Source organism: Cupriavidus taiwanensis, assembly GCF_900250075.1.
Taxonomy (GTDB): domain Bacteria; phylum Pseudomonadota; class Gammaproteobacteria; order Burkholderiales; family Burkholderiaceae; genus Cupriavidus; species Cupriavidus taiwanensis_C.
Genome location: NZ_LT977070.1, coordinates 904,200 through 928,654, shown reverse-complemented (window position 1 = coordinate 928,654; position 24,455 = coordinate 904,200). Strand labels below are relative to the sequence as shown.

Here is a 24,455-nt window from a genome sequence, read left to right as displayed (position 1 = left end):
GAGGTCACGCGCAGACCGCGCGCAGCGTCTCGTCCCACTCCGCCACGAAGCGGCCGATGCCGAAGCGCTCGCGCGCCAGCCGGCAGCCGCGCTCGCCCCAGGCGCGCGCCAGTTCCGGATCGTCCAGCAGTTCGCGCATCACTCTGACCAGCACCTCGACGCGGGTATCGACATAGCCGTTGTTGCCGCTCTGGATCACCGTGGCCAGCTCGGTGGTGGCCAGGCCCACCACCGGCACCCCAAGCATCATCGCCTCCACCACCGCCAGCCCCAGGCTGGTGTAGCGGATCGGGTTGAAGAAGAAGCGGTAGCGCGCGACAAACGCCGCCAGTTCCGGGTTCGGTATCTCGCCCAGTCCCCCCGCCTCCTGCGCCGCCATCCCGACCAGGTCCAGCGGCACCTGCTCGCGCACGCGCGCGAACAGGTCGGCGCCGAGGCGGCGGCCGCGCCGCGACAGGTGGTTGACCACGCTGATGCCGCGCGCCAGTTCGCCGCTGTAGCGCACCGCCTCGTCGACCAGCACGCCGTGCTCGATCACGCGGCACGGCGTGACGCCGCTGTTCCACATCAGCGCGTTGAACGGCGTCACGTGCACCAGCAGCATCGACGGGTCCTGCACCGGATGGCGCGTGTTGGTCGGGTGTTCCTGCGGCGGATCGTGTTCCAGGTAGATCGCCGGCAGCGCGCGCTGCGCGGCGCTGAGCAGGTCCGCGCGGTCATGCTCGTAATGGTGGCGGTGCTGGTACAGCACGCAGTCGAAGCGGCCGGCCGGGACCGCATCGTAAGGCACCTCGTGCACGTTGGCCCCCCACGGCAGCGCGCCGCCGGCGCCGGCATAGCCGGGCGTGCCGTCATCGCGCGTGACCAGGTACAGCTCGTGCGGGATCTGCGACAGGTAATACAGGTAGTTACCGTGCACGTGCCAGGTCAGGATGCGCAGCCGCCTAGCCATGGCCGCGCTCCCGGGACGCCAGCGCCAGCGCGGCTTCCACCACGCTGGCCACGCTGATGTTCGACGCACACGGGTGCCCCGCGAGCGGGCAGCGCTGGTGCATGCATGGGCGGCATGCGGGCTGGTCCGCCAGCACGCGGTGCAGCGTGGTGTCGAGCGGCGCCCAGCGCGCGCTGTCGCTGCCGCAGGACACCACCACGCTGGGCGTGCCCACTGCCGCGGCGATATGCGAAGCGCCGGTGTCATTGCACAGCAGCAGGCGTGCATCGCGGATCAGCGCGGCCAGCGTGCCCAGCGCGGTCTGCCCGCACAGGTTGACCACCGGCTTGCCCAGGCGCCGCGCCAGCTGCGCCACCAGCGCGGCCTCGTCGCGGCTGCCGGTCAGCACCACCTTCCAGTGGCGCCGCAGCGCGCGCCCGGCCTCGGCAAAGCGCTCCACCGGCCAGCGCCGCGACAGCATGCGCGCGCCCGCGTGCAGGCAGACGTATTCGCCGGCAACCAGCCCATGCTCGGCGGCCAGCAGCCGCCAGCTGGCGCGGTCGAGCGGACGCAGCGGAAACGCCAGGCTGCGGTCCGCGCACGGATAGCCCAGCGCCTGCATCAGCGCCAGCAGCCGCTCGACCTCGTTGCCCTGCGGCCACGGCACCAGCACGCCGGCGCGGCTGCAGCGCGCCGCGGCGGGGTCCGGACAGAAGCCGGCCATGCGCCGGGCGCCCAGGCGCTGCACCACGGCGTTGGTGAGCGCGCCGCTGCCGTGCAGCTGGATCGCCAAGTCGAAGCGCGCGGCGTGCGCGGCCGCGTAGAACGGGCCGGCGGCGGCCTCGGCGCAAGGCTGTTCCGGCATCCCCGGTGCGCCGGGAAACACCATCAGGTCATCCACCAGCGCACTGAAGCGCGACACGAACTCCTGTGCCCACGGCAGGCCGATCAGCGTGATGCGGGCCTCGGGCTCGCCCGCGCGCAGCGCCCGCAGCGCCGGCACCGCGCACAGCATGTCGCCCAGCTGGAGCGCGCGGAACACCGCGATGCGCCGCGCGCGCGCCGGCGCCGCGCCGCGCCGCGCCGCCTGCTGCGGATGCCGTGCGAGGGGCAAGGCCGTGACCGGCTCCACGCGTGCGTTCATAGGAACACCACCCGGAAGGCCAGCGCGCCGCGCAGCCGCCAGTAAAGCGACAGCGGCGGTATCAGCATGGAGGTGAACGCCATCTCGGCCACATGGGCCGGCGTCAGCGCCGCGCCGCGCAGGCGCCGCGCGCAGAATGCCGCGGTAAATCCGAGCCACAGCAGGCCCGCCGCCGCGGCCACGGCCGGCGCGCCCGCCAGCCATGCGCTCGGCGCGGCCAGCAGCGCCAGCACCGTCACGTAGTAATGCCAGGGCGGCACGCGGCGAATGCGCTGCCGGTACAGGCGCGGATGCTTCTTGTACAGCAGCGCGTCGAAATACACCTTGGCCTGCGCCGCCACGCTGCTGCCCCATGCGGCCGGACGCACCGGATGCGCCACCACGGCCGCGGGCGCTCGCCCCACCGGGCAGACCTGCTCGATCAGCCGGAACTGCAGGTCCGAATCCTCGCGCCACGCGCGCGTGAAGCGCTCGTCGAAGCCGCCGATGCGCAACAGCGCGTCGCGCCGGACGAAGCAATTGGCGGTGACGAACTCGGCGTGCGCAAGGCCGCCGGTATCGCGCTCGTGGTCGGTCGGCCGCGCCGGCAGCGGCACGTGCACGGTGCCTGCCACGGCGCAGCACTCCGGCTGCTTCGCCAGCGCCGCGCAGCCCGCTTCGAGCCAGCCCGGGTCCGGCACGGTGTCGTCGTCGGTAAACGCAATCACGGACGCGCGCGCGCGGCGCCAGCCGGCATTGCGCGCACCCGACGGCCCCTGCGTGCCCGGCACCGGCACATAGCGCAGCGCATGGTGCGGATGTTGCGCCGCCATCAGCGCCACCAGCCGTTCGATACGGGCCTCGCAGCCATCGTCGGCAACGATGATCTCGTACGCGTGCGCGGGCAGGCGCTGCGCGCACAGCGCCTGCAGGCAGCGCGCCAGCAGCGCCGGCCGGCGCCAGGTGGGCACCACCACCGCGACCCTTGGCTCAGGCCTGTCCATGGGCGCCTCCAGCGGGCTTTTCCAGCAGGAACGGGCCGATCACCAGGGCGTCCAGCGGCGAAGTCCAGAAGCACTCGACCGCATCGCGGGGGGTGCACACGATGGGCTCGCCGCGCGTGTTGAACGAGGTGTTGACCAGGATCGGCACGCCGGTGCGGCGCTCGAACGCGGCCAGCAAATCGTAATAGGCCGGGTTCTGCTCGCGGCGCACGGTCTGCACGCGCGCGGTGCCGTCGACGTGGCAGACCGCCGGGATGCGCGCCGCCTGCTCGGGACGCACGTCGTAGATGAACAGCATGAACGGCGCTTCGCCGCGGCCGGGCTTGGCCGCGCTGAACCACTCGGGCGCGCGCTCCTGCATCACCACCGGCGCCACCGGGCGGAAGTCTTCGCGGTCCTTGATCTGGTTCAGCCGCTGCTGCATGCCCGGATCGATCGGCGAGGCCAGGATCGAGCGCGCGCCCAGCGCGCGCGGGCCGAACTCCATGCGGCCCTGGAACCAGCCGATGATCTTGTTCTGCGCCAGCAACTCGGCGGTCTGCCCGGCCAGGTCATCGAGCCGGCGGTAAGGCAGCCTGGCCCAGTCGAGGAAGGCCGCGATCTCGTCCTCGCCATACGCCGGGCCCAGGTAGGCGTGTTCCATGGACCATTGCCGCGCCGGGCGTCCGCGTTGCAGGAAGTCGATCCACAGCGCCGCGCCCAGCGCGGTGCCGGCATCGCCGGCGGCGGGCTGCACCCAGACCTCGTCGAACGGGCTCCGGTCGCGCACGCGCGCATTCATCACGCAGTTCAGCGCCACCCCGCCGGCCATGGCCAGCTGCCGTTCGCCGGTGGCCTCGGCCAGCCAGGTGGTCATGCCGACCACGGTTTCCTCCAGCACCTCCTGCAGCGAGCGCGCGATATCGAAATGCGCGGCGCCGAAGTCCTCGCCGCGCTGGCGCGGCGGCCCCAGCAACGCTTCCAGGTCGGGCTGCGCCACGCGGTAACCGCCTTCGGCATCGCGCCGGACCATGTCGCGGAACACCCCAAGGTGCGCAGGCTTGCCGTAGGAGGCCAGCGCCATCACCTTGTACTCGTCCGACGAATGCAGGAAGCCCAGGTGGCGCGTGACGCGTTCGTACAGCAGGCCGAGCGAGTCCGGCAGGTCGATCTGCTTGATGCGCCGGTACTCCTTGCCGTCGAACACGCCGTAGCTGGTGGTGGCGCGTTCGCCGCGGCCGTCCATGGTCAGCACCGCGCAGCGCGCGAACGGCGCCGCCAGGAAGGCGCTGGCTTCATGCCCCATGTGGTGCTCGACGAAATGCCAGCGGAACGGCCCATCGTGGCGCACGCCGCGAAAGCGCGCGGCGAGGTGGTGCGGTGCGCCGCCCGCCAGTTGCCGCGGTGCGTTGACCACGTACGACAGGAACAGCGGATCCCACGGCGACTCGTGCCCGCTGGCAGCACCGTGCGCCGACGGCTCCAGCGGCAGCGTCACGGTGGCGTCATGCCGGCGCGCGCCCAGCATCAGCGCGGGGTCGAACGCGTACGCGACGTGGTCGACCTCGCGCAGCGCGATGCCGGCCTCGCCCAGGCAATAGTCGATGGCGTGGAACGGCAGCTCCCACGCCGTGAACGGCACCGGGCGCTTGCCGTGCTTGACATGGGTGAAGCGCTCGTCTTCCGCCGCGGCGACGACCTCGCCATCGCGCACCAGGCAGGCGGCGGAGTCATGGTAGGCGGCGTTAATGCCAAGGGTGTACATGGTCGGCCTCGTCATGTGGAAGGTGGCGGGATGCACTGTCGTCCGGCATCGCGGGCGCGGCATCGAACTCGGCAGGCGCCGCTGCGGCCGCGCCCACGCCCGGCCACGGCAGTTCGACCGCGGGCATGCTGTCGGGATTGCCGCCCAGCAGCGCCAGCGCGGCCTGCACCGCGTGCGCGGCCGGCACGTCTTCCAGGCAGCGATGGTGTCCCTGCGGGCACATGCTCTTGTAGCAATAGCGGCACGGCACATCGGCAAACAGCGTGCGGTGCGGCACCTGCCACGGCGTGTGCTGCGGATTGGTCAGCGCGTACAGGTCCACCACCGGCGTGCCCAGCGCGGCGGCCAGGTGGACCGGCCCGGTGTTGTTCGACACCAGCAGGTCGGCGGCTTCCAGCAACGCGCCCATTTCGCCCAGGCGCAAGGCGCCGGCGAGCGGCACCACGCGCGCGTGGCCGGCGGCGGCGCAGACCGCGCGCACGATGTCGTGCTCGGCGGCATCGCCCGTCACCAGCACGTGCGCGCCGGCCTTCACCGCCAGCGCGTGCGCCACCTGGGCAAAGCGCGCCGGCGGCCAGCGCCGCGACGGCGCGCTGGCGCCGGGATGCACCACCACCACCGGCCCGCTGCGGCCGCCGCGGATCGCGGCGAGGCGCCCGGCGAGCGCGGTGCGGTCCGCCGCCAGCACGCGAAAGCGCAGGCGCGTCTCGCGTGCGACGGCCCCTACCTGCGCCACCAGGTCGAGCTGCCGCTGCGCCTCGTGGCGCGGACGCTGGCCCGGCTGCGTGCCCGGCTCGGTGTCGGGGACCCAGTCGCTCAGCAGCGTGTAGGGGTTTTCGCGGCAGCAGGCCAGCCGCAGCGGAATGCCCGCCAGCGCGCACAGTACCGCGGCGGGCAAGGGGCTCTGGCTGTAGACGGTAAAGATCACGGCCGCGTCGAAGCGAAAGCGCGCCAGCCAGCGCGCGCAGGCGGCAATCTCCGGCCCCGGCGCCGGTGCCGCCCGGGCCTCGGCATGCCTGGCCCAGGGCGCGTCCCAGGCCAGCACGCGGCCGACCATCGGCAGGTGCGGCGCCAGGGCCGCCGCGCTGTGCGAGGTCAGCAGCGTCAGCCGGCGGGCCGGCAGCGCATCGGCCAGGGCCTGCATCGCCGGCGTGCTCATCAGCACGTCGCCCATATTGTCGAGGCGCACGCACAGCACGCTGCGCGCGGATTGCCACTTCATGGCGCCTCCGCACGGCATGGTGACGCGGCCCTCGATGCGGCAGCGCCGGCAGAATCCGCTGCCCGGGTGCGCGCAACCACCAGGCGCGCGGCGGCGTCGAGCGTCGGCACCACGTAGTCGGCCTGGCGCGCGGGCGAAAGCTGCCATTCGGTCTCGTTGCCGCAGTCGACCAGCACGGTGGCGCAGCCGGCACGGTTGCCGGCCTCGACGTCATTGAGGATGTCGCCGATCATCCAGGACCGCGCCAGGTCGAGCCGCCATGCCGCGGCCGCCTGCAGCAGCAGCCCGGGCATGGGCTTGCGACACAGGCACGCGCGCGCGTAGGGCGCCACCTGCCCTTCGGGATGATGCGGGCAATACAGGAAGCCGCTCAGCGCCGCGCCATGCTCGGCAAACATGGCCGCCAGCCGTTCACGCACTGGCACCAGCTCGGCCTCGGTATGCAGGCCATGGGCCACGCCGGGCTGGTTCGTCACCACCACCAGCGGCAGACCCAGGCCGCCCAGCAGCCGCAGCGCGGCGGCGGCGCCTGGCGCAAACCGCATGCGCGCCGGATCGACGTTGTAAGGGACGTCGTCCAGTACCGTGCCGTCCTTGTCCAGCAGCACGGCCGCGCGTAGCGGGGCGGCGAGGCTCATGGCCACGAGGTCTCCTTCATGGGCAGCACCATCACCTCGGGGATCACGGTTTCTTCCGGCTGCGTCAGCACGAAGCGCACCGCGTTGGCGACATTGGCCGGGTCCTGCAGGTTGCCCTGGTCGATGTCGGGAAAGCGGTCCAGCAGGAACGGCGTGCGCATGCCGCCCGCGACGATCGCCGAGACCTTGATCCCGTGCGGCCGCAGCTCCGCATGCAGCGCGTGCGAGAAGCCCAGCAACCCCCATTTGGTCGCGTGGTAGGCCGAGGCATTGGGCCACGCGCGCTTGGACGCGGTCGAGGCAATGTTGACGATATGCCCCCCGCCCTGCGCCTTCAGTACCGGCACGGCGGCATGCGCCATCAGGTAGGGGCCGTACAGGTTGACCATCAGCACTTTGCGCCAGGTCTCGGCATCGACCTCATCCACCGGCAGGGTGATGTCGATGGCGGCGTTGTTGACGATGCCGTCGAGGCGCCCGCCGCGCGCGCGCACGGCTTCGAAGGCGGCGCGCACGGACGCGGGGTCGGAGACATCCAGGTGCAGCGGCCACGCCTGCGCGCCGGCCTCGGCCAGCCCGCCGGCGCTGTCGCGCGCGAGCTTGTCGTCGATATCGGCCACGATCACGGCAGCGCCGGCCGCGCTCAGCGTGCGGCAGATGGCGGCGCCCAGGCCGCGGCCCGCGCCGCTGACGAGATAGGTGCGGTCCTGCAGCGGCATGGCGGCCTCGGTGTGCGCGGCGGGTCGTGGCGATTGCGAAGTTGGCATGGTGGTTCCCTGGCGATGGGTATGTGGTGGACTGTGATTCGGACCACGAATCGGACCGAATCGGACAACGAATCGGACATCGGTCCTGGCACCTTGTCGGCTGCCCCATGCCGCGATCAGGACAGGCATGGCCAGGTGCGCAGGCTTGCTGCCAGTGCGAAATGTGTGCCAACAGTCGGGCGATACGCGGCTGCCGGATCAGCCAGCCGGCTGCGCGTGCATGCAGGCCCCTTGCGCCACCGCCCGCAGCAGCATCGCCACGCAGCCGGCAAAGGCCTCGTCGTACCACGCGTTGGCCCCGCTGACGGCGACCACGATGCCATCCACCACGGCGGCGCCGCCGAGCAGGGTGTCGTCGCTGCGCAGCCGGTGCGGGCTGCAGTGGACCACCTGCCCGCTAGCCATGCCGGTGCGCCAGCTCAGGCTGGCCTTGGCACGCGCGTAGCGGCTGTAGTCGGCATCCCAGGACTCGCGCGACGGCAGCGAATGCTCATAGAGGATCGCTTCCTCGAAGGCACAATCGCCGGGCTGCAGCGTCGGATCCATCACGACCACATGCATGCAGCCGCTTTCGCCGACGGCCTTGTCGCGCAGCGAGGCCTGCAGCATTGGCAGCGCCAGCTCGACCGCACGCCGCGCCGCGGCGGGATCGCTGAACCGGCTGGCGCCGGCATGGGAGGCGCGGGGCGCCTGGCCCGCATCCGGGTTGGGTGCCATGGGCAGCTCCATCGATGGTTTGGGAAGGCACGCCGCGCCGGCATCGCGTGCAGCGCGGCTTGCATCGGAGTCATCGACACAGCAAACATCGGGCCGGTTGCAACCCTGCTCTGGCTAGCGTCCAACCGCCAGGATCGGTAAGCGCAAATTACAAAGCGGCGGCGTAAGAATGACTAAAGCGCGCGTGCACAGGCTGTCGTGCGTCTTCTTCGCAATGCGGTGAGCCTGGCCCCTCGAGAACCGCTATATCGCTTCTGCTTCGGTTCCCCGCCCGAGGTGTTTATCGCCGGAATATTTGCACAGGGGCGATGGCACGCTAGCTGCAAGGGCCACCACCTCCATACCGCCCGCGTTCGCGGTCACGGCGGCAAACCACCGGAGCCAACCATGCGCAAGATCGCGCTTATCAGCGAACATGCCTCGCCACTCGCCAGCGTTGGCAGCACCGACTGCGGCGGTCAGAACATCTATGTGGCGCATCTTGCAAGACAGCTTGGCAGCCGCGGCTACCAGGTCGATGTCTTCACGCGGCGCGACAAGGCGCTGTTGCCAGAGGTGGTGGCGTTCGCGCCCAACGTGCGCGTGATCCACGTCACGGCGGGGCCGCCGGTGCAGATCCCGAAAGAACAGCTGCTGCCCTATATGGAAGACTTCGGCGCGTTCCTGGCCGACTTCGTGCGCGGCGATGCCACCGGCTACGACGTGCTCCATGCCAACTTCTTCATGTCCGGGCTGGCCGCGCTGCGCGCGCGCCACACGCTCGGCATCCCGCTGGTGATGACCTTCCATGCGCTGGGCAAGGTGCGCAGGCTGCACCAGGGCAGCACCGACGGCTTTCCCGACGACCGCTTCGGCATCGAGGACACGCTGGTGCGCGAGGCCGACTGCGTGGTGGCGGAATGTCCGCAGGACCGCGACGACCTCGTCAATCTTTACAGCGCCGATCCCGCGCGCGTGCAGACCGTGCCGTGCGGCTTCGATGCGGCCGAGTTCGCGCCGGTGCCGCGCGACGCGGCGCGGCGCGCACTGGGCTGGCCGCTGCATGGCTTCCGCGTGCTGCAGCTGGGGCGGCTGGTGCCGCGCAAGGGCATCGACAACGTGATCCGCGCGCTGGGCTGCCTGCGCCGCGACACCGGCCTCGACGCCACCCTGTACGTGGTCGGCGGCAACGCCGAGCAGCCGAGCGTGCAGGCCACGCCGGAAATCGGCCGGCTGCAGGACGTGGCCAGCGCCGAGGGCGTGGCCGAACGCGTGGTGTTTACCGGCCGGCGCGGGCGCGACACCCTGCGCCTGTTCTACAGCGCCGCCGATGTCTTCGTGACCACGCCGTGGTACGAGCCCTTCGGCATCACGCCGGTGGAGGCGATGGCGTGCGGCGCGCCGGTGATCGGCGCCGACGTCGGTGGCATCCGCTCCACCGTGGTGGATGGGCACACCGGCTTCCTGGTGCCGCCCAAGGCGCCGGCGGCGCTGGCGGCGCGGCTGGCGCAGCTGGCCGCCAACCCTGCGCTGGCGCGCAAGCTGGGCGAAGCGGGCCGGCGCCGCGCGCAGGCGCATTTCACCTGGGCCGGCGTGGCCAGGCAGATGGAGGCGGTCTATGCGCACGTCTGCGCCGGGGAGCCGGCACTGCAGGCCGGGGCCCGCCGTGTCGCGGCCTGATGCGGACTCGACCGGCCGGCACGAGCAAGCAATGCAAGGAGAACGGAAATGAAGGAAAGCGATCGCAAGCGCATCCTGGTTACCGGCGGCGCGGGATTTCTCGGCTCGCACTTGTGCGAGCGGCTGGTGCGTGCCGGGCAGGACGTGCTGTGCGTGGACAACTTCTACACCGGCACCAAGGAGAACATCGCGCATTTGCTGGGCCGGACCAATTTCGAGCTGCTGCGGCACGACGTCACCTTCCCGCTGTATGTGGAGGTCGACGAGATCTACAACCTCGCGTGCCCGGCCTCGCCGGTGCACTACCAGCACGACCCGGTGCAGACCACCAAGACCAGCGTCAACGGCGCCATCAACATGCTGGGACTGGCCAAGCGGCTCAGGGCGCGCATCCTGCAGGCCTCCACCAGCGAAGTCTATGGCGACCCCGAGCATCATCCGCAGCAGGAAGGGTACTGGGGCCACGTCAATCCGGTGGGCATCCGCTCCTGCTACGACGAAGGCAAGCGCTGCGCCGAGACCCTGTTCATGGACTACCACCGCCAGCACGGGCTGGACGTGCGCATCGCGCGCATCTTCAATACTTACGGGCCGCGCATGCATCCGGCCGACGGCCGCGTGGTCTCGAACTTCATCACCCAGGCGCTGGCGGGGCAGCCGCTGACGGTTTACGGCGACGGCGCGCAGACGCGTGCCTTCTGCTATGTCGACGACATGGTTGACGCGCTGGTCCGGCTGATGGAAGCCCCCGCCAGCGGCACGCCGGTCAACCTGGGCAACCCGCGCGAAAGCACCATGCTGGAGATTGCGCAGGCGGTGCTGCGCGCCACCGGCTCGCCGTCGCGCATCGAGATGCGGCCGCTGCCGGCCGACGACCCGCACCAGCGCTGCCCCGACATCACGCTGGCGCGCCAGCTGTTGGGCTGGGAGCCGCACACCGCGCTGGAAGACGGCCTGCGCCGCACCGTCGATTACTTTGCCGCGCGGCTGGCCGCGCAGGCGCATGCCGAGGGTGCGCCCGGCAACGTGGTGCCGGTGTCCGCCACCGCGCGCGAAGCGCGTGCCGCGCTCAGTTGACGGCGTACCGGGGCGCGCGAGGGGGCGGCATGGGCACGGCGATGGTGGTCGATCTCGCCGCTGCGGTGACCGTGATCTCGCCGCATCTGGACGATGCCGTGTTCAGTTGTGGCGGGCTGATCGCGGCCGCGCGCGCGGCGCGCGTGGTGACGGTGTTCGCGGGCGTGCCGCCGGCGGACATGGCGTCGCCCGACTGGGACCAGGCCGCCGGCTTCGCCAGCGCCGAGCAGGCGGTGCTGTCGCGCCGCCGCGAAGACAACCACGCGCTGACCATGCTGGGCGCGCACGCGGTGTGGCTGGAGTTCTGGGACAGCCAGTACGGGCGCCGCTATACCGCGCAACAGCTTGCCGACGCGCTGCACACCGTGCTGCTGACGCAGACCGAGGGCGTGGTGGTGGCTCCGCTCGGGCTGTTCCATTCCGACCATGCCCTGGTGCATGACGCCTGCCGGCTGCTGATGCTGGCCGCGCACGCGCGCGGCCCGGCATGGAACGGGCCGGCCGCCGCACCCGCCGCCGCGCCGCCGCCCGTGCAGTGGCTCTATTACGAGGACGCGATCTACCGCCGCATGCCGGGCCTGCTGCAGCAGCGGCTGGTGCAATGCCGGGACAGCGGCCTGTGCGCCACGCCCGTCAACCTGCCGGTGGCGCAGTACCTGACGCAGAAGAGCTACGCGCTCAACGCCTACCAGAGCCAGCTGCAGCTGTTCAGCGAAGACCGGCTGTGCGACCTGTGCGCACCCGAGCGCTACTGGATGCTGCAGCCGGCCGGCGCCGCCCCCGCCTGAGGCTTGCCTGAGTTCTGCCTGAGTTCTGCCAACAGCCATGCCGATACCAGCCACCGCTTCCGCTTCCCGCGCTTCTCCGCGCACCCGCGCTTGCGATATCAGCGTGGTGGTGCTGACGCACAACCGGCGCGATTCGGTGCGCACCGCGCTGGCGCGCCTGAGCGCGCTGCCGGAACGCCCGCCCATCGCCGTGGTCGACAACGCCTCGGACGACGGCACCGCCGCCATGGTGCGCAACGAATTCCCGCACGCCGCGCTGCTGCGCAGCGCGCGCAACCTCGGCGCCGCGGGCCGCAACCTGGGCGCGGACTGGGCCCGCACCCGCTATGTCGCCTTCTGCGACGACGACTGCTGGTGGGCGCCCGGATCGCTGTCGGCGGCCTGCGCCATGTTCGAGCGCCATCCGCGCGTGGCCGCGCTGACGGCGCGCATCCTGGTGGGCGAACACCGCGGCGAAGACCCGACCTGCGCGCGCATGGCGGCCAGCCCGCTGCCCTCGGCGATGCTGCCGGGCCGCGCGATCCTGGGCCTGATGGCGGGCGCCACCGCGTTCCGCACCGATGCCTTCCGCCAGGCCGGCGGCTATCACCCGCGCTTCTTCCTGGGCGGCGAGGAAACGCTGCTGGCGCTGGACCTGGCCGCGCATGGCTGGCAGCTGGTGTATGCGCCGCAGCTGGTGGTGCACCACCATCCCAGCCCGCTGCGCAACCCCGCGCAGCGCCGCTCGCTGCTGGCGCGCAATGCGATCTGGTCCGCGTGGCTGCGGCTGCCCTGGCAGGTGGCGCTGGGCGAGACCGCGGCGGCATTGCCGCAGCTGTGGCGCTGCCAGGGATGGCGCGGCCTGGCCGAGGTGCTCGGCGGCATGCCGTGGGTATGGCAGGAGCGCCGCGTGATCCCGGCGGAAGTGCTGAAGCTGCGCAGCCGCTTGCGCGAGCCGCCCGCCTGAGGCGCGGCCGCTGCGGTCAATGTGGCCGCGCTACGCTTGCTGCGCGTCCTGCGCGGAGCGCATCGCCAGCGAACGGATCGCCGCCACCAGCTCGCCCACCCGCACCGGCTTGGACAGGTGCAGCTGGAACCCTGCCATCAGCGCGCGCATGCGGTCCTGCGGCTCGGCGTGCCCGGACAGCGCGATCGCGGTCATGCGCTTGCCCAGCGGCACCTGCATCTGCGCCTCGAGCCGTCGCACCCGGCGCAGCACGGTGTAGCCGTCTTCCTCGTCGAGCGCGAGGTCGCACAGCAGCACCTGTGGCCATTGGCCGGGATGCGTGCCCGCCAGCAGCGCGACCACGTCATCGCCACGCTGCTGCGCAATCGCATGGGCACCGTAGTCTTCCAGCGAGGCGCTCAGCACCTCGCGCGTGGGCTCGTCGTCGTCCAGCAGCAGCACGCGCAGGCCCTTGAGCGCCTGTGCATCGGGCGCCTCGGGTGCGGGCTCGGCGTGCGGCGTGGCGTCCAGCGCGCGGCGCGGCTCGGCCTCCTGCACGGCGCGCATCGGCATCAGCAGCTGGTAGGCGTGCGCGGGCCCGTCGGCAGTCAGCGTGACGCCGTGCTCGGCCAGCCATTCGTGCAGGCCCTGCACGTCCGGCAGCGGCAAATCGCCCGGCGTGGCGGACAGCCGCAGGCCGGCCTGGCCGTCCAGCCGCTCGAGCCGCAGTTCCAGCCGCCCGCCCGGCTCGATGGTGGCGATCATGTGCTGGCACAGCTCCCAGATCGCCTTCTGCAGCACGCCCGGATCGCCGGTGACGCGCAGCTCCGACTCGCTCTGCACCGTGAACAGGTTGACATGGCGCTCGGCGATCAGCTCGCGCAGCCCGTCGACCACGCTGGCCAGCAGGATCTCGAGGCGCACCGGCTGCAGCGCCAGGCGCCGTTCGGCGCGTTCCAGCTCGCGCTGCTGCTGCTGCAACTGCCACATCTGGGTGTAGATGCCGCCACGCTCGAGCAGCGTGGCGTGATTGCCGTCTTCGACGATGCGGCCGTGCTCCATCACCAGGATGCGGTCGGCATCGACGATGGTCGAGAGCCGGTGCGCGATGATCAGCGCGGTGCGTCCGCGCGCGACTGCGGAAAGCTCCTGCTGGATCGCGCGTTCGGAGCGCGTGTCCAGCGCCGAGGTGGCCTCGTCGAAGACCACGATGGGCGGGCGCTTGAGCATCGCGCGCGCAATCGCCACGCGCTGGCGCTCGCCGCCGGACAGGCGCACGCCGCGCTCGCCCACCTGGGTTTCGTAGCCGTCGGGCAGGCGGTCGATAAACGCGTCGAGCTGCGCCGCGCGCGCCGCGGCGACGATGTCGGCGCGGGTGGCGCCTTCGCGGCCATAGCCGATGTTGTAGGCGATGGTGTCGTTGAACAGGATGGTGTCCTGCGGCACGATGCCGATCAGTTCGCGCAGGCTGCGCTGGGTCACCAGACGCAGGTCCTGGCCATCGATGCTGATGCTGCCGCTGTCGGGCTGGTACAGCCGGAACAGCAGCCGCGCCAGGGTCGACTTGCCCGAGCCGCTGCCGCCGACCACCGCCACGGTCTGGCCGGCGCCGGCACGGAAGCTGACGTCCCACAGGGTCTGGTGGCTGGGGTCATAGCTGAAGTTGACGCGGTCGAACACGATCTCGCCGCGGCTCACGCGCAGCGGGCGCGCGGCCGGGGCGTCGCTGTCCTCGCCGGGCTTGCCGTGCGCGTCGAGCAGCGCGAACAGCCGCTCGACGTTGGTCATGGCGTCGTTCGACTCGCGGAAGATGAAGCCGAGCGTGTTGAGCGGCAGCACCACCTGGATGATGTAGGCATTGATCAGCACCAGGTCGCCCACCGACAGCGAGCCCTGGATCACCCGCTGCGTGGCCAGCAGCATCACCGCGCCTACCCCCACCGCAATGCAAACGCTCTGCCCGATATGCAGGGCCGACAGCGCATACTGGTTTTCCACGCTGATGCCGATCCAGCGCTGCAGCATCTCGGACAGGCGCCGGGTCTCGAACGACTCGCGTGCGAAGAACTTGACGGTGTCGTAGTTGAGCAGGCTGTCCACCACCTTGCTGTTGGTGGTGGCCTCGACCGCGTTGACCTGGCGCTGCACGCGCATGCGCCGCTGCGTGAAGACATAGGTAAAGCCGGCGTACAGCACGAACACGCCCAGGATGATGGCGGCGAAGGCCGCGCCATAGGCGCCGATCATGATGGCCAGTACCGACACGATCTCCATCAGCGTCGGCACGATGGTGAAGACCGCCACGCCCAGCAGGAAGCCGATCGCCGCGGTGCCCTTCTCCAGGTCGCGGATCACGCTGCCGGTGGCGCGCTGCGCGTGGAAGCGCGCGCCCAGCGCATGCAGGTGCGCGAAGGCGCGTTCCATGAAGCCCGCCACCGTGCTCTGCGTGACGTAGGCAAAGACCACGTCGCGCAGTTCGCTGAAGGCGTTGCCCAGCAGCCGCAGGATGGCATAGGCCAGCACCAGGAACACCGGCATCGCCACCAACCCCAGGCGCGCTGCATCGGTGCCGGCCGCGGCGGGCGTGACCTCGTCGACCACCAGCTTCAGCATCAGCGGCACCGCCACGGCACAGGCCTTGGCCAGCAGCAGCAGCGTCACCGCGACCAGCACGCGCGCGCGGAAGCGCCAGATCGCGCGGAACAGTTCGGCGGCGATGCGGCGGCGGGAGGCGGGACGGTTGGTCTGGGGCATGCGCGGTTCAGGCGTCAGGCGTTCGGTGCGGCATGGCAAGGCACGCATGGCGTGGCCGGCGCGCGATCCTCGGAGAAGGCAAGTTCCATACCGATCGCAACGCGGCACCATGGCGCGAAACCTGCAGCGCATCGGCAGCAGCGCTCGCGCGCTGCGTCACCGCCATCCGCCATGCCCGAGCGCAACAAGCCCCCTGTCAGCCGCGGCGAACTGAACCAATGCCGGCGCTGCCCGTTGTGGCGCAACGCCACCCAGGGCGTGCCCGGCGCCGGCGCGGCGCACGCGCGGATCATGCTGGTGGGCGAACAGCCGGGTTCGCAGGAAGACCTGCAAGGCTCGCCTTTTGTCGGGCCGGCCGGGCACCTGCTGGATGAAGCGCTGCAGGCCGCCGGCCTGGACCGCGACAAGCTTTTTATGACCAACGCGGTCAAGCATTTCAAGTTCGAGTGGCGCGGCAAGCGCCGCCTGCACAAATCGCCGGCGCAGCAGGAGATCGAGGCCTGCAACCTGTGGCTGGAACGGGAGTTGGAGAAAGTGCACCCAGCGGTGGTGGTGGCGCTCGGCGCCACCGCGGCGCGCGCGGTGCTGGGCCGCAAGAGCGTGACGCTGGCGGGCATGATGGAGACGCCGGTCGAGCACGAGGGGCGGCTGGTGATCGCCACCTACCACCCCTCGTTTGCCCTGCGCCAGCGCAGCGACGAGGCGCGTGCCGCGGCCTTCGACCGCATCGTGCGCAGTCTGCAGGCTGCCGCGCGGCTGGCGCGCGGGGCCAGGCAATGACCGGGTCAGGACCGGTTCACTGTCGGCGGCGCGTCGGGATCGCGGCTGCCGGGATCGTGCAGGTCACGCGCGCCGACCCCCGGCGGCATCTCGCCCTTGCCGCCCTTGTCCGGCTTGCGCGCCGGCTGGTCATCCTTGCGGTGTGATGCCGCATGCTCCCAATCGGCACGGGCGCGCTCGCGCGCGCGCTGGTTGTCCGCGGCGTTTTCCTTCAGTTCACGGTCATCCAGGCCCTGGCGCCGGTCCAGCGCCGGATCGTTCGACGTGTCGTGCTTGCTGTGTTTCATGACGCCTCCGCTTAGGGTGGGCCGCAATCGCGGGCCAACGCTGAAGTGCGCGCAACTTCCGTTCCCGCGGCTCTGGCCCCGGCCGCTGCCGGCGCCTGCCGGCACCGCAGCGCACGTCGTCGCCGCGTCCTTGTAACAACCGCCGGCGCTTGTAGAAAGTGCGTTGCGCCGGTGCTCCGCCCGGCCCCGCTCGGCGGTATGCGAGATGGCCCGGCAAATGCTTTTGCAGTACCAGCATGCCCCGCTTGACAGCACGCCAGCGTTCAACAGGAGAATCCAGATGCGATCCACCATCCCCCGCGCCGCGGCCGTCGCGCTGCTGTGCGCGCTCGCCGGCGGCACCCTGGCGCAGCCGCCCGAAACCGGCGTGCGCACCGACAAGGGTCCCAAGGGCAGCCAGACCATACCGCCGCCCGGTGCCAGCGTGGCGCCGGGCAGCACGCCGGGCGCCACGCCCACCAACCCGGGCGGGCTGGCCAGGGATCTCGGCGACGTGCCCAAGGAGCCGCACACCGCGGGCGGCCTGCCCGGCCGCGACAAGCCCAAGCCGGCCTCGGAAAGCGCTGGCAAGGTCGACCGCGACGGCCTGCACGGCAAGCCGCGCACGGGCACCGGCGGGGCCTCGATCGACCAGACCCGCGTGCCGGACTCCAAGGCGCGCTGATTTTATTCAGGGCATCAGCACGCAGCGCTGGCGCGCGCCGCGGGCCTGCGCCGCCCACACGCGCCCGATCGCTTCCAGCGGCTCGGCGACGATATCTATCTCCATGCGCCCCGCGGCGGTATGCCGGCACAGTTCGGCATAGGCCTGCGCCTGCGCCGCGATCGGCGAGTGGTAGTAGGCAAAGCCCATGATGTCGAAGCACGCCTGGCGCGCGGCGGCGCCGGCAAAGGTGATGGTCGGCGCGACCGTGGTGCCGATATGGACCAGCCGGCCGCCGTGGCCCAGCGCCAGCAACGCGGCTTCGGCGGGCGCGCCGCACAGGTAGTCCAGCACGATATCGACGCTGCCGTCGGCCGCATTGCGGTAGGCGTCGAGCAGGTCGCCGGGCTGGTCGAGCGGCACAACCGCATCGGCGCCCAGCCGGCGCGCACGCTGCAGCGCGTGCACATCGCGCCCGGCGGCGATGACGCGGCCGGCGCCGAGCAGCCTTGCCGCGGCCACGGCCAGCAGCCCTGAAACGCCGGTTGCCCCAAGCACCAGCACGGTTTCGCCGGGCTGCATGCGGGCGCGCCACGACAGCGGCAGCCATGCCGCCAGGCCGGCGTTGCCGAGCGCGGCCGCGCGCGCATCGTCGATGCCGTCCGGCACCGGGAAGGTGAGCGCCGGGTCCACCAGCGCGCGCTGCGCCATCGACCCGTACGGCGCGCGCGGCGCATTGACGTTGAAGTAGACGCGCCGCCCATCGGCGAGGCGCCCCACGCCCTCGCGCCCCACCACGAAGCGGCCCGCGCCTGGCTTGAGGTAATGGCGGCCTTCGGCAATCGCCATGTCGAGCCGCGTCAGCGCCGCCGCCGCAACCTCGACCACGACCTTGCCCGGCCCTGCGGCCGGCTCGTCGAACTCCTGGTACACCGGCGCCTGGCCGGCGAGCGAAACCGCTGCCTTCATGTCCGTCTCCTTTTGCTACGCCCGGCCGGCCATGGCCTGGCATGACCGCGCCGGGCAGATTACAATGCAATCGATTGCACGAACAAGCGCGAGCTTGCACGCATCCGGGCCGATTCTAGGAAGCGCCGGTATCTTGCGTCCAATCCACTTTTTGCCGGTATCCCGATAACCAGGCGGTATGGCGCGCCATTTGCCGCACGTAGCACATAGCGATGAGCAAGCCCACCATCAAGCAGATTGCCGAAGCACTCGACGTGCATCCGTCGACCGTGTCGCGCGTGCTCAACCCGCAGACCCGGCACCGCATTGGCGACGAACTGGTGGCGCGCGTGCTGAAGGCGGCGCAGGACCTGCACTACTCGCCCAACCGCATCGCCGCGGCGCTGCGCACGCGGCGCTCCGGCACCATCGGCGTGGTGGTGCCGGACATCGGCAGCCCGGTGTTTCCGCCGATCGTGCTCGGCATCGAGAACGCCTTGTCCCGCCACCGCTATATCCCTATCGTCGCCAATGCCGGCGGCGACAAGGCGCGCCAGACCTTTATCGTCGACCAGCTGCTGGCGCGGCAGGTCGACGGCCTGATCCTGGCCACCGCCGAGCGCAACGACCCGGTGGTGGACCATTGCCTGGCGCAGGGCGTGCCACTGGTGATGGTCAACCGCAGCGACGATGCCGGGCGCGTGTCCAGCATTGTCGGCGACCACCGGCAGGCGATGGCGCTCGCCGTCGGTCACCTGCACGCGCTGGGCCACCGGCGCATCGGCCATGTGGCCGGACCGGGCAATCTCTCGACCGGCCACGAACGCGAAGCGGGCTTCCTGCAGGCGGTGGCGGAGCTGGGTATGGCGGTCTCCCACTGCCCGGTGGTGCGCGCGCCGGCCTACACGGAAGCGGCCGGCCAGGCCGCGTGCGCGCAACTGCTGGCGCAGCGCCGTCGCGTCACCGCGGTGGTGGCCGCCAATGATTTCCTGGCGCTGGGCTGCTATGCGGCCGTCAACGCCGCGGGCGGCAGCTGCCCGTCGGACCTCTCGGTGGTCGGGCACAACGACATGCTGCTGATGCATGCGGTGGCCCCGGCGCTGACCACCATCCGCGTGCCGTTCTACGAGATGGGCACGCGCGCCGCCGCGTTGATGCTGGGCGCGCTGGACGGCAGCATCACCACCACGGCGCGGACCCTGCTGGCACCGGAACTGGTGGTGCGGGGCTCGACCCGGCCGCTGTAACGCTGGCGCTCGCAAGGGCGCCGTTTTTTTCGACGATTTGCGCAATCGATTGCACAAATCTGGGCAGTAGAGCTACGACATGGATCTCCGACAGCTTCGCTACTTCAAGGTGCTGGCCACGCTGCAGCACTTCGGCCGCGCCTCGGCAGCGCTGCATATCGCGCAGCCTGCGCTCAGCCGCCAGATCCGGCTGCTCGAGGAAGAACTGGGCGTCCGCCTGCTGGAGCGCCACGTGCGCGGCGCCACGCCCACGCCGGAGGGCCTGGTGCTGCTGGACCGCGCCTCCTTCCTGCTGCGCTACGCCGACCAGGTCAAGGTGGACATCGCCGACCTCGCCGCGTCGCCGCGCGGGCTGGTTGCGGTGGGGCTGACGCCTGCGCTGGCGCCGCTGCTGTTCATCCCGCTGGCCGAAACACTGCGCGAGCAGTATCCGGAGATCCGCCTGCGCCTGGTGGAGAATTTCGCTCCCGCGCTGCAGGATGCGCTGCTGCAAGGCACGCTCGACGTCGCGCTGCTGAGCGGGCCGGTGTCGAGCCCCGGGGTCTCGGCGGTGCCGCTGGTGGCGGAGAGCCTGTGCGCGATCGGCCCGCGGGGCGATGCCGCGCTGGGCGATGCGCCGGTGGCGATCGAACAGCTGCAGGGCCTCCCATTGATCCTGACCGGCGTGCCCAAGTCAGGCGTGCGGCTGGCGCTGGAAGCGCTGGCGGCGCGCCAGGGCCTGGAGCTGCAGGTGACGATGGAGGTGGAATCGATCGAGGTAGCCCGGCGACTGGTAGCGCGCGGGTTCGGGTGGACCGTGCATTTTGCCGCGGCGATACGGGACGAACTGGAGGCCGGACACCTGCAGGCCGTGCCGGTGCAAGGGCTCGAACTGCATCGGCTGATCGGCTATGCCGCGGCACGGCCGCCGTCGCGGGCGACGCTGGCTGTGATGGAAACGCTGAGGCGGGTGGCGACGGAGTTGGCGATGGCTGGGAGCTGGCCGAATTGCAGGGTGTTGGGGGAGATCGGGGGTGGTTCTTAGTGGGCGTTGGCGCGGTTAAGCACGTCTTCCCTTCCGCTGCTCCTATCGCTCCTTGCGCGCAGCGAAGCCCCCATCGCCATGCACCACCCTGCCACCCACCATCGTCAGCACCGAACGGATGCGATGGATGTCTTCAACCGGAACGGTCAGGTAGGGCTTGTCGAGCACCGCCAGATCGGCGAGCTTGCCCGCCTCCAGCGTGCCGCGCGAAGCCTCGTCGAACGAAATCCACGCCGCGTTGGCGGTATAGAGCCGCAACGCCTCCAGCCTCGACAGCCGGAACTCATCCTTGCGCCGGACTTCCCGGCCGATCGAATAGCCCCCGACATGGAACTCCAGCGCACGCCAGACGCCCGGGATACCGATGCGCGTGGCATCCGTGCCCCCTGCCACTTTCAGCCCGTGCTGCAGGGCCAGCCGCACCGGCGGCGCGGCCTCGGCCACATGATGGCCATTGGCGTGGCCGATGGCGCCGGCCTCGAAGTACGGCCCCATCTGCACCGTGTAGGCCAGCCCTAGCGCCTTCATGCGGCGGAAGGTCTCGGGCTTGCCGGTGTTCAGGTGGGCCATGGCCCAGCGCAGCTTGCCCAGGTCATGGTGTTTTGACACTTCCTCGAACACGTCGAGGATGGCGTTGGCGGCATCGTCGGTATAGGCGTGGATCTCGACCGGATAGCCGCGGCTGGCGGCGAAGGTGGCAACCTTCAGCAGTTCCTCGCGGTCCTTCGCCGACGGCTGGAATCCGGGCCCCATCTTCACGCCGTCGTCCATGCCGAACACCAGCATTTCGCCCGGTCCCAGGAAGCGCAGCTTGCCGTCGCCCAGGCGCGGCGGCAGGTAGGCCAGCGTGTTGCGGAACCACTCGGCCTCGTTGCCCGCGACCATGGTCGGGATGCGGTAGCCGACCCGCAGCGACAGGCTGTCTTCGCGCCACAGAGCGAACAGCGGATCGTACGCGGGGCCCGGTCCGGCGGTGGGGTCGATCAGCGCGGTCACGCCCAGGCTGTTGAGGCGGCCGAAGAAGGCTTGCAGGCTGGCCTTGGGGTCGACCTGGCTCTGCGCCAGGATGCGCCCGAACAGCGCCGACAGCGGCCGGATCGCGCCGAAGACCCGCCCGGTGAGACGGCCGTCGCGGTCGCGCTCCATGCGGATGCCGGGCGGCAGCGCATCGGGCTGATCGAGTTCGAGCACTTCGATCGCCTTGGCGTTGACCAGCGCGTAGTCGTACAGGTACTGCACGTAGGCCGGATTGCCGGGGAGCAGCGCGGTCAGCTCGGCCGGGGTCGGCGCGCGCTTCTCGGTGAACTGGTCGGGGTGCCAGGAACCGGTCACGGCCACCCATTTGCCGGGGCCGCGCGCCAGCGCGGTCTTGCGCAGCTGTTCCAGGCCCGCAGCCAGGCTGGTGGTTTCGCCCTCGTACCAGTAGGTTTCGAAGGCATAGCTCTGGCCGCCGCGAATGGCGTGGATATGGGTGTCGATCAGCCCGGGGATCACCGTGCGCCCGCCCAGGTCGATCACCTCGGTGGCCGGTCCGGCCAGGCGGCGGATGTTCGGGTTGGTGCCCACTGCAACGATGCGCTCGCCACGGATGGCAATGGCCTGCGCCACCGTATCCGCGCCGTCCATGGTAAGCACCGTGCCGTTGACCAGGATCCGGTCCGCGGGCGCGGCGGCGGCCTGCGCCTGTGCTCCTCCGGCCGCGATCATCACGCAAGCCGCCGCCATGGCATGCGCCAGGCCCCGTGCAATCCAACGCATATCGATGTTCCCTAGGTTTGAAAGAGGCGGCGCCCGGATGATGCGCCGGGCGCCAGTGCCGCGGCGTTACTGGCCCGGCTGCGCACCCGAGCGCTTGACGATGGGCTCGAGCTTGGCGATGTCGGCGGCGATCAGCTTGTCGAACGCGGCCGGCGTCGACGGCTTGGCTTCGGCGCCTTGCGCCATCAGCTTGTCGCGCGTTGCCGGCGCGCCCAGCGCCTGCTGCATCGCCGTGTTCAGGCGCGCCACGATCTCCCTGGGCGTGCCCGCCGGCGCCAGCACGCCGAACCAGGCATCGAACACATAGCCCGGCACGCCCGCCTCGGCGATGGTGGGCACGTCCGGCAGCGACGGCACCCGCGCCGCCGTGGCCACGCCCAGGATGCGCAGCTTGCCGTCCTTGACGAACTGCAGCGCGGTGATCGACGGGGCGAAGAACATGTCGACGCGTCCGCTCATCACATCGGTGATGGCCGCCGGCGCGCCCTTGTACGGGATATGCCGGGTCTGCACGCCGGCGCTCACGTTGAGCAGCTCGCCGCTCAGGTGCGAAGAGCTGCCGCTGCCCGCCGAGCTGTAGGTGACCGAGTCCGGCCTGGCGCGCGCGGCGGCCAGCAGGTCCTTGAGCGTGCGGTACGGGCTGGAGGCGCTGACCACCAGCAGGTAGGGCATGGTCGCCACCGTGGAGATGCCCTTCAGGTCGCGCGTGGTGTCATACGGCAGCTTCGGATAGAGCGTGGGATTGACCGCATGGCCGGCGGAGGTCAGTAGCAGGGTGTAGCCGTCAGCGGGAGCCTTGGCCACCACCGCGGTGCCGATGGTGCCGCCGGCGCCGAGCCGGTTGTCGACGACGATCTGCATGTTCGACGAGGCGCTCATCTCGGCGCTGACGATGCGCGCGAGCAGGTCGGTGGCGCTGCCGGCGGCAAACGGCACCACCATGCGGATCGGCTTGTCGGGATAGCTGTCGGCGCGCGCGGCGCCATGCAGCAGCGGCAGGCACAAGGCGGCGGCCAGCGTGGCGCGCAGCATGTGGCGGAATCTCATGTGGGGTCTCCCGGATCGTTGGTGTCTTGGTAATGGCCTGCGGCGAAGCGCCTTCAGAACACGTGGCGCATGCCCAGCGCAAAGGTCTGCGGATCGGCGCCGGCGGAGATGCCGAGCTCGTTGATGGCAAAGTCGTAGATGGCGTTCTTCTTGTTGAAGATGCGGCTGTAGAAGCCGAACACCGAGGTGCGCTTGGACAGCGGGTATTCGTAGCCGACGGTGGCCTGCATGGCGCCGGTGTCCGGGCCGCTGCGGAAGAAGCCGACGGTCTCGGTGGCGTTGCCGCGGCCGTTGCCGGCGTAGCCGACGCCGGCACGCAGGCTGCCGGTCCACAGCTTCTGCACCACCGAGGCGTAGTACGCATCGCGCTTCAGGTCGCCGGTGGCAGTGCGGTAGTGCAGCCGCTCGTAGATCGCGGATACCCTGGTGGTGGGGAACTGGTACGACAGGCCGATCTTCATGCCTTCGTCGTCGCGGCCCGCGGTCTGGTAGTTGTTGTGGCGCTCGTAGGCCAGCACCACGTTCAGCGGGCCGTTGTCATAGGCCCCGGCAAACGACCACAGGCTCGGGTTGCGCGGCACCGTGGCGCGCTCTTCATTGACGCCCCACGTTACGCCGCCGCTGAAGCCGTTCCATTTGGGGCTGCGGTAGTGCACGCTGTTCTTCTGGCGGCGGTCGAAGGAGGTGGTGTCCTGGATGTTGTCGGAAGTCGGGGTCGAGCCATTGCCGATCAGCGCCATATAGCCGGCCGTGGTCGGATAGAACGGATCGTAGGCGGAAGTGGCTTCCAGGTAGGGCGTGGTCCAGTTCCCCATGAAAAAGCTGCCGGCCGACCCGGCCAGCCCGACACGGGTATTGCGGCTGGCCAGTTGCCCGCTGCCCGTATCCAAGGAGATATTGCTTTCGATCTGCCAGATCGCCTTCAGACTGCCATACAGCGCCTCTTCGCCACGCATGCCGAACACCGAGCGGTTGTTGGTCAGCCGGCCGGTGCCGCCGAGCCTGGTGCCATCGGATGCCGTCGACGCATCCGAGTATTCCATCGACGTATTCAGCCTGCCGTACAGCGTGACGTGGTTCTGCGCCGAAGCGACGGTGCAGCAGGCCGCGAGCGCAGCAAAGGTGGCGCCCGCAAGGGGGTTGTTCATGTTGTCTCCAGTGTCGGTCTTGCGCCTGTCCGAATCGATACGGGGATGCCTGCCCCGCCCCGTGCACGAAATCGCGGGCAGCAGCAACCCCTGCCCGGACTACGGCATCAGCAATTTGTGGATTCTTGATTGCGCTATCTCATGCGGCGGATGTACGCGGCGATGCAGCGTGAGGGGATTCTAGAAATCGGGTATCGCAGCGTCCATTCGCATTTTCTTTTGGT

General features: G+C 70.6%; 22 protein-coding genes. 8 read left to right on the top strand and 14 right to left on the bottom strand.

Annotated elements, in window-relative coordinates; translation table 11 throughout:
- Positions 1-4: 4 nt before the first annotated feature.
- From CBM2588_RS04350 to CBM2588_RS04315, 8 genes are all read right to left on the bottom strand, one after another.
- Positions 5-952 carry a glycosyltransferase family 4 protein gene (locus CBM2588_RS04350; RefSeq protein WP_115679514.1) on the bottom strand — a complete coding sequence of 316 codons (948 nt, stop codon included), beginning with the start codon at positions 950-952 and terminating at the stop codon, positions 5-7.
- On the bottom strand, positions 945-2,075 hold the full coding sequence (locus CBM2588_RS04345) for a glycosyltransferase family 9 protein (protein WP_172583557.1): 1,131 nt from the start codon (positions 2,073-2,075) through the stop codon (positions 945-947). Before CBM2588_RS04345 ends, CBM2588_RS04350 begins: the two co-directional genes overlap by 8 nt.
- A complete protein-coding gene (locus CBM2588_RS04340; protein ID WP_172583604.1) occupies positions 2,072-3,070 on the bottom strand; it encodes a glycosyltransferase family 2 protein in 999 nt (332 codons plus the stop codon). Before CBM2588_RS04340 ends, CBM2588_RS04345 begins: the two co-directional genes overlap by 4 nt.
- Positions 3,045-4,802: a carbamoyltransferase family protein gene (locus CBM2588_RS04335; RefSeq protein WP_115679512.1), complete on the bottom strand. Its 1,758-nt coding sequence runs from the start codon at positions 4,800-4,802 to the stop codon at positions 3,045-3,047. Before CBM2588_RS04335 ends, CBM2588_RS04340 begins: the two co-directional genes overlap by 26 nt.
- Positions 4,783-6,024 carry a glycosyltransferase family 9 protein gene (locus CBM2588_RS04330; protein WP_115679511.1) on the bottom strand — a complete coding sequence of 414 codons (1,242 nt, stop codon included), beginning with the start codon at positions 6,022-6,024 and terminating at the stop codon, positions 4,783-4,785. Before CBM2588_RS04330 ends, CBM2588_RS04335 begins: the two co-directional genes overlap by 20 nt.
- Positions 6,021-6,662, bottom strand: a complete 642-nt coding sequence (locus tag CBM2588_RS04325) for a D-glycero-alpha-D-manno-heptose-1,7-bisphosphate 7-phosphatase (protein WP_115679510.1) — start codon at positions 6,660-6,662, stop codon at positions 6,021-6,023. The genes CBM2588_RS04330 and CBM2588_RS04325 overlap by 4 nt, the downstream gene beginning before the upstream one ends.
- Positions 6,659-7,429: an SDR family oxidoreductase gene (locus tag CBM2588_RS04320; protein ID WP_439897424.1), complete on the bottom strand. Its 771-nt coding sequence runs from the start codon at positions 7,427-7,429 to the stop codon at positions 6,659-6,661. The genes CBM2588_RS04325 and CBM2588_RS04320 overlap by 4 nt, the downstream gene beginning before the upstream one ends.
- Before the next feature lie 198 nt (positions 7,430-7,627).
- Positions 7,628-8,146 (bottom strand): hypothetical protein, encoded by a 519-nt coding sequence (locus CBM2588_RS04315; RefSeq protein WP_115679508.1) that lies wholly within the window; start codon positions 8,144-8,146, stop codon positions 7,628-7,630.
- 387 nt (positions 8,147-8,533) lie between these two features.
- Here CBM2588_RS04315 and CBM2588_RS04310 point away from each other — a divergent pair, with 387 nt between their 5' ends.
- From CBM2588_RS04310 to CBM2588_RS04295, 4 genes are read left to right on the top strand one after another with little or no spacing between them, the layout of a single operon-like run.
- Positions 8,534-9,805 (top strand): glycosyltransferase, encoded by a 1,272-nt coding sequence (locus CBM2588_RS04310; RefSeq protein ID WP_115679507.1) that lies wholly within the window; start codon positions 8,534-8,536, stop codon positions 9,803-9,805.
- Positions 9,806-9,853: 48 nt separating this feature from the next.
- Complete coding sequence (locus CBM2588_RS04305) at positions 9,854-10,882, top strand: UDP-glucuronic acid decarboxylase family protein (RefSeq protein ID WP_115679506.1); 1,029 nt, start codon at positions 9,854-9,856, stop codon at positions 10,880-10,882.
- 29 nt (positions 10,883-10,911) lie between these two features.
- Positions 10,912-11,670, top strand: coding sequence for a PIG-L deacetylase family protein (locus CBM2588_RS04300; protein WP_115679505.1), 759 nt, complete (start codon positions 10,912-10,914; stop codon positions 11,668-11,670).
- 37 nt (positions 11,671-11,707) lie between these two features.
- A complete protein-coding gene (locus CBM2588_RS04295; RefSeq protein ID WP_115679504.1) occupies positions 11,708-12,616 on the top strand; it encodes a glycosyltransferase family 2 protein in 909 nt (302 codons plus the stop codon).
- A gap of 30 nt (positions 12,617-12,646) precedes the next feature.
- On the opposite strand, the gene CBM2588_RS04290 is transcribed toward CBM2588_RS04295, so the two are convergent.
- Positions 12,647-15,349, bottom strand: coding sequence for an ABC transporter transmembrane domain-containing protein (locus tag CBM2588_RS04290; RefSeq protein ID WP_115681385.1), 2,703 nt, complete (start codon positions 15,347-15,349; stop codon positions 12,647-12,649).
- A 171-nt stretch (positions 15,350-15,520) separates the two neighbouring features.
- Here CBM2588_RS04290 and CBM2588_RS04285 point away from each other — a divergent pair, with 171 nt between their 5' ends.
- On the top strand, positions 15,521-16,129 hold the full coding sequence (locus tag CBM2588_RS04285) for a UdgX family uracil-DNA binding protein (protein ID WP_115708341.1): 609 nt from the start codon (positions 15,521-15,523) through the stop codon (positions 16,127-16,129).
- 5 nt (positions 16,130-16,134) lie between these two features.
- On the opposite strand, the gene CBM2588_RS04280 is transcribed toward CBM2588_RS04285, so the two are convergent.
- Positions 16,135-16,416 (bottom strand): hypothetical protein, encoded by a 282-nt coding sequence (locus CBM2588_RS04280; protein ID WP_115679503.1) that lies wholly within the window; start codon positions 16,414-16,416, stop codon positions 16,135-16,137.
- A 280-nt stretch (positions 16,417-16,696) separates the two neighbouring features.
- On the opposite strand from CBM2588_RS04280, the gene CBM2588_RS04275 reads away from it, so the two are divergent.
- Positions 16,697-17,080: a hypothetical protein gene (locus tag CBM2588_RS04275; RefSeq protein WP_115679502.1), complete on the top strand. Its 384-nt coding sequence runs from the start codon at positions 16,697-16,699 to the stop codon at positions 17,078-17,080.
- A gap of 6 nt (positions 17,081-17,086) precedes the next feature.
- Here CBM2588_RS04275 and CBM2588_RS04270 read toward each other — a convergent pair whose 3' ends face one another.
- The gene (locus tag CBM2588_RS04270) at positions 17,087-18,028 is read right to left on the bottom strand and encodes a zinc-binding dehydrogenase (RefSeq protein ID WP_115679501.1); all 942 of its coding nucleotides are present in this window, start codon (positions 18,026-18,028) and stop codon (positions 17,087-17,089) included.
- 212 nt (positions 18,029-18,240) lie between these two features.
- Here CBM2588_RS04270 and CBM2588_RS04265 point away from each other — a divergent pair, with 212 nt between their 5' ends.
- Both CBM2588_RS04265 and CBM2588_RS04260 read left to right on the top strand, forming a co-directional pair.
- Positions 18,241-19,254: a LacI family DNA-binding transcriptional regulator gene (locus CBM2588_RS04265; RefSeq protein ID WP_115679500.1), complete on the top strand. Its 1,014-nt coding sequence runs from the start codon at positions 18,241-18,243 to the stop codon at positions 19,252-19,254.
- A 79-nt stretch (positions 19,255-19,333) separates the two neighbouring features.
- Positions 19,334-20,278, top strand: coding sequence for a LysR family transcriptional regulator (locus CBM2588_RS04260; protein WP_115679499.1), 945 nt, complete (start codon positions 19,334-19,336; stop codon positions 20,276-20,278).
- Positions 20,279-20,320: 42 nt separating this feature from the next.
- On the opposite strand, the gene CBM2588_RS04255 is transcribed toward CBM2588_RS04260, so the two are convergent.
- The 3 genes from CBM2588_RS04255 to CBM2588_RS04245 form a co-directional block, all read right to left on the bottom strand.
- Positions 20,321-22,036, bottom strand: coding sequence for an amidohydrolase (locus CBM2588_RS04255; RefSeq protein WP_115679498.1), 1,716 nt, complete (start codon positions 22,034-22,036; stop codon positions 20,321-20,323).
- A 66-nt stretch (positions 22,037-22,102) separates the two neighbouring features.
- The gene (locus CBM2588_RS04250; protein WP_115679497.1) at positions 22,103-23,083 is read right to left on the bottom strand and encodes a tripartite tricarboxylate transporter substrate binding protein; all 981 of its coding nucleotides are present in this window, start codon (positions 23,081-23,083) and stop codon (positions 22,103-22,105) included.
- A gap of 53 nt (positions 23,084-23,136) precedes the next feature.
- Entirely contained in the window at positions 23,137-24,231 is a 1,095-nt protein-coding gene (locus CBM2588_RS04245) for a porin (protein ID WP_115679496.1), read from the bottom strand.
- Positions 24,232-24,455 lie beyond the last annotated feature (224 nt).

What these genes read in the sequence shown, in the direction of transcription:
- CBM2588_RS04350 (WP_115679514.1), bottom strand. Translation starts at nt 952, where the DNA reads ATGGCTAGGCGGCTGCGCATCCTGACCTGGCACGTGCACGGTAACTAC.
- CBM2588_RS04345 (WP_172583557.1), bottom strand. Translation starts at nt 2,075, where the DNA reads ATGAACGCACGCGTGGAGCCGGTCACGGCCTTGCCCCTCGCACGGCAT.
- CBM2588_RS04320 (WP_439897424.1), bottom strand. Translation starts at nt 7,429, where the DNA reads ATGCCAACTTCGCAATCGCCACGACCCGCCGCGCACACCGAGGCCGCC.
- CBM2588_RS04270 (WP_115679501.1), bottom strand. Translation starts at nt 18,028, where the DNA reads ATGAAGGCAGCGGTTTCGCTCGCCGGCCAGGCGCCGGTGTACCAGGAG.
- CBM2588_RS04325 (WP_115679510.1), bottom strand. Translation starts at nt 6,662, where the DNA reads ATGAGCCTCGCCGCCCCGCTACGCGCGGCCGTGCTGCTGGACAAGGAC.
- CBM2588_RS04250 (WP_115679497.1), bottom strand. Translation starts at nt 23,083, where the DNA reads ATGAGATTCCGCCACATGCTGCGCGCCACGCTGGCCGCCGCCTTGTGC.
- CBM2588_RS04305 (WP_115679506.1), top strand. Translation starts at nt 9,854, where the DNA reads ATGAAGGAAAGCGATCGCAAGCGCATCCTGGTTACCGGCGGCGCGGGA.
- CBM2588_RS04275 (WP_115679502.1), top strand. Translation starts at nt 16,697, where the DNA reads ATGCGATCCACCATCCCCCGCGCCGCGGCCGTCGCGCTGCTGTGCGCG.
- CBM2588_RS04315 (WP_115679508.1), bottom strand. Translation starts at nt 8,146, where the DNA reads ATGGCACCCAACCCGGATGCGGGCCAGGCGCCCCGCGCCTCCCATGCC.
- CBM2588_RS04290 (WP_115681385.1), bottom strand. Translation starts at nt 15,349, where the DNA reads ATGCCCCAGACCAACCGTCCCGCCTCCCGCCGCCGCATCGCCGCCGAA.
- CBM2588_RS04330 (WP_115679511.1), bottom strand. Translation starts at nt 6,024, where the DNA reads ATGAAGTGGCAATCCGCGCGCAGCGTGCTGTGCGTGCGCCTCGACAAT.
- CBM2588_RS04255 (WP_115679498.1), bottom strand. Translation starts at nt 22,036, where the DNA reads ATGCGTTGGATTGCACGGGGCCTGGCGCATGCCATGGCGGCGGCTTGC.
- CBM2588_RS04310 (WP_115679507.1), top strand. Translation starts at nt 8,534, where the DNA reads ATGCGCAAGATCGCGCTTATCAGCGAACATGCCTCGCCACTCGCCAGC.
- CBM2588_RS04260 (WP_115679499.1), top strand. Translation starts at nt 19,334, where the DNA reads ATGGATCTCCGACAGCTTCGCTACTTCAAGGTGCTGGCCACGCTGCAG.
- CBM2588_RS04280 (WP_115679503.1), bottom strand. Translation starts at nt 16,416, where the DNA reads ATGAAACACAGCAAGCACGACACGTCGAACGATCCGGCGCTGGACCGG.
- CBM2588_RS04265 (WP_115679500.1), top strand. Translation starts at nt 18,241, where the DNA reads ATGAGCAAGCCCACCATCAAGCAGATTGCCGAAGCACTCGACGTGCAT.
- CBM2588_RS04245 (WP_115679496.1), bottom strand. Translation starts at nt 24,231, where the DNA reads ATGAACAACCCCCTTGCGGGCGCCACCTTTGCTGCGCTCGCGGCCTGC.
- CBM2588_RS04285 (WP_115708341.1), top strand. Translation starts at nt 15,521, where the DNA reads ATGCCCGAGCGCAACAAGCCCCCTGTCAGCCGCGGCGAACTGAACCAA.
- CBM2588_RS04335 (WP_115679512.1), bottom strand. Translation starts at nt 4,802, where the DNA reads ATGTACACCCTTGGCATTAACGCCGCCTACCATGACTCCGCCGCCTGC.
- CBM2588_RS04295 (WP_115679504.1), top strand. Translation starts at nt 11,708, where the DNA reads ATGCCGATACCAGCCACCGCTTCCGCTTCCCGCGCTTCTCCGCGCACC.
- CBM2588_RS04300 (WP_115679505.1), top strand. Translation starts at nt 10,912, where the DNA reads ATGGGCACGGCGATGGTGGTCGATCTCGCCGCTGCGGTGACCGTGATC.